Origin of the sequence: Sharpea azabuensis DSM 18934, from assembly GCF_000702165.1 — a bacterium.
In the GTDB taxonomy this organism is placed as follows: Bacteria; Bacillota_I; Bacilli_A; order Erysipelotrichales; family Coprobacillaceae; genus Sharpea; species Sharpea azabuensis.
On the sequence record NZ_JNKU01000084.1, the window covers coordinates 1 to 2,903 of the forward strand.

The following is a 2,903-nucleotide window of genomic DNA, read 5'->3' on the forward strand; positions in this document are numbered from 1 at the left end:
AAGCACAACAATAAAAAACAAGGCCAAATCTAATTGACCTTGCTTGGTAGTTGTTTTGGATATTTTCTCTGTCTACTTGACAGGGATCATATCAATTATTCCCCTTTATTTTCTTTTCATCAGTCTATTTAATAATTTTGCAAATATATAGAACAATATGTATGTTGCCATCAGGAAAGACAAAATATCGTATACTCTGTTGGCCAGATGGCTGGCCGAAAACAGCCACTTTCTTGCAGCTCCTAAGCAGATATACACAAGACATACTGCTGTAAAACAATCATTATTTGTCAACTTTTTTAGTATGTTTTTCATGTTTTTAATATGCTGGCCGTGTCGATGACCACCAGCCCTCACTTCCTAAGCTATATGTTCCAGATTTGCTGAAAATAGATGCCTTGCACTTTATATACAGTTTTTTGTTTGCATATCTAGACAATGTTCCTTTTCTTTGCAATTCAAAAGAAATCCATCCTGACACATAGTACGAACCTGTATAACGTTCAAGTGCTGAAATAGTGCCATAATATCTTATTATTTTGCCACAAATGGTTTTTACCGCAGTTTTTAACAAAGACATGGAGACTCCTACTGACGCTGCAGCAGCAGTTAACGCTGGCAAGGATAATAAAACAGCAGTAATTGCTGCAATACCAGCTATTGTAACTGTAAAGTTCATTTTTATTGGATTGTTTTTACTTGAGGCACGTGCAACCTTTATCGGTGATTCTATCTCCAAATCATAATTTCCGATAGGCATATTATCTAGGTAAATGACGCCAGTATCCTTATTTGCGATTACTTTGTGAATGATATTATCAGTCTCAAACGTCACAACATTTCGTCTAGTCTCTTGTACCAGTTCATAATTCGTATTAGACACATTAAGCTTTGTAACTTTTTCCTTTGCCTGAAGTAAATTCATTTGAAGAAACACCAGCGAAAAGGACAACAAAGTAGAAAAAATTAGTTTTAATATTTTCATTTTAAAGTTCTCCTTATGTAAATTGAGATGATCATCTTTAAGTTGAGTTTATTACAATTTACGAACAAGAAACAATAAAATTCAAACATTTTGTGAAAAAAATCACTCGCCTTAGCTTGAGAGCGTTTGTTGCCGATTTAAACAGACATAATTCATTCATACAAAAAATAGCAGTTAGGTCTTTGTATGTACACACAAAAGGGCTGTCTTGCTGTTTTTTTCAAGAGATAACAAAATACGCTGTTTGACATGAAGAAATTCAATTATGGTCAGTCGGAACAGATGGATATATAAAAAATATCTTGAACTTCTTAACAAATTTTAAATTCAATGCTTTTTATATGTATTCCCTTACATTGAAATATATTGAGTTTATCACATCTTTTTGATATTGCAGTGCATTGTGTTTTTGCATATAATATAGGTGTTTTTTTAAGAAATATATAGGGGGAAAGTTATTTTGATCGAAAAGTTATTCAATCTAGAAAAACATGGCACTAATGTCAAGACTGAAATTCTTGCCGGTGTCACTACCTTTTTGGCAATGGCTTATATCCTAGCTGTTAACCCAAGTATTCTTGGCCAGGCTGGAATGCCAAAAGAAGGTGTCTTCTTAGCAACAGCTATTGCTTCAGGTTTAACTTCAATTCTCATGGGTGTACTTGCCAACTATCCAGTTGCTTTATCAGCTGGTATGGGGGTCAATGCATTATTCACTTATACGATTGTTGGACAGATGCATTTAAGCTATCAGGGTGCCTTAGCATGTGTCTTTGTATCAGGTTTAATCTTTATTTTAATCACTGTTACAAACGTACGTAAAGCTATCATCAATGCCATCCCACAGCAGTTGAAACTTGCTATTGGTGCTGGTATTGGTTTCTTCGTTGCCTTTGTTGGTTTAAAGAATGCTGGTATCGTTGTGGCTAACCAGGCTACATTCGTAGGCTTAGGTAACTTCACAAAGCCAGAAGTCTTACTTGCCTTATTTGGTATTGTTGTAACATTAATCTTTTGGGGGAAGAATGTGCCAGCTGGTGTCTTCTGGGGCTTAGTCGTAACAGCAATCGTAGGTATGATCTTTGGTGGCGTTACTGGTGCTAAAGCTTTACCACAGTTACCTCATGGTGTTGTTTCTATTGAATTTGATACATCATTATTTGGTGCCTTTGCATCAGGATTCAGTGAATTATTCTCACATCCTAATTGCTGGCTTGCAATCTTCTCATTATTATTCGTAGACTTCTTTGATACAGCAGGTACTTTAGTTGCCGTAGCAGGTAAGACTGATATCATGGATAAAGAAACAGGCGAATTAAGAGATGTAGAAAAAGCATTATTAGCTGACTCTATCGGTACTGTATTTGGTTCTATGGTTGGTACTTCAACAGTAACATCATTCGTAGAATCTGCTTCAGGTGTAGGTGTTGGTGGTAGAACTGGTTTAACAGCTGTCACAACAGGTGTTCTCTTCTTACTTGCAGCATTCTTCTCACCATTACTAACAGCTGTAACATCAGCAGTCACTGCTCCAGCATTAGTTGTTGTTGGTATCATGATGGCGCAGCAGTTAGAAGGCTTGGAATGGAACAACATTGTCTTTGCTTCATCAGCTTTTGTAACAATCATCTTTATGATTCTTGGCTACTCAATCTCTAATGGTTTAGCTCTTGGCTTTATCACTTATGCGATTACTGCAGTAGCTACAGGTAAATCTAAAGAAGTATCACTAATTGTATGGTGCCTCGTAGTACTCTTTATCATTTACTTCGTTGTATTACCTAAGTAATAGATTTCTAAGTGTGGCTCATGCCACACTTTTCTTGTAGTACAAGCGAAGCTTGTATCTAGTCTTTAGACAGTTGAGCGTACGTAGGACGTGAAACAATAAACCACCTGCTATGCAGGTGGATGGCAA

At 36.3% G+C, this 2,903-nt stretch carries 2 protein-coding genes; one reads left to right on the forward strand and one right to left on the reverse strand.

Annotated features, from left to right (window positions below):
- Window positions 1-319 precede the first annotated feature (319 nt).
- Window positions 320-985 carry a hypothetical protein gene (locus T529_RS0111525; protein ID WP_033163757.1) on the reverse strand — a complete coding sequence of 222 codons (666 nt, stop codon included), beginning with the start codon at window positions 983-985 and terminating at the stop codon, window positions 320-322.
- A 460-nt stretch (window positions 986-1,445) separates the two neighbouring features.
- Between T529_RS0111525 and T529_RS0111530 the strand changes: the two genes are divergently transcribed.
- The gene (locus tag T529_RS0111530; RefSeq protein WP_033163758.1) at window positions 1,446-2,774 is read left to right on the forward strand and encodes an NCS2 family permease; all 1,329 of its coding nucleotides are present in this window, start codon (window positions 1,446-1,448) and stop codon (window positions 2,772-2,774) included.
- Window positions 2,775-2,903: the final 129 nt, after the last annotated feature.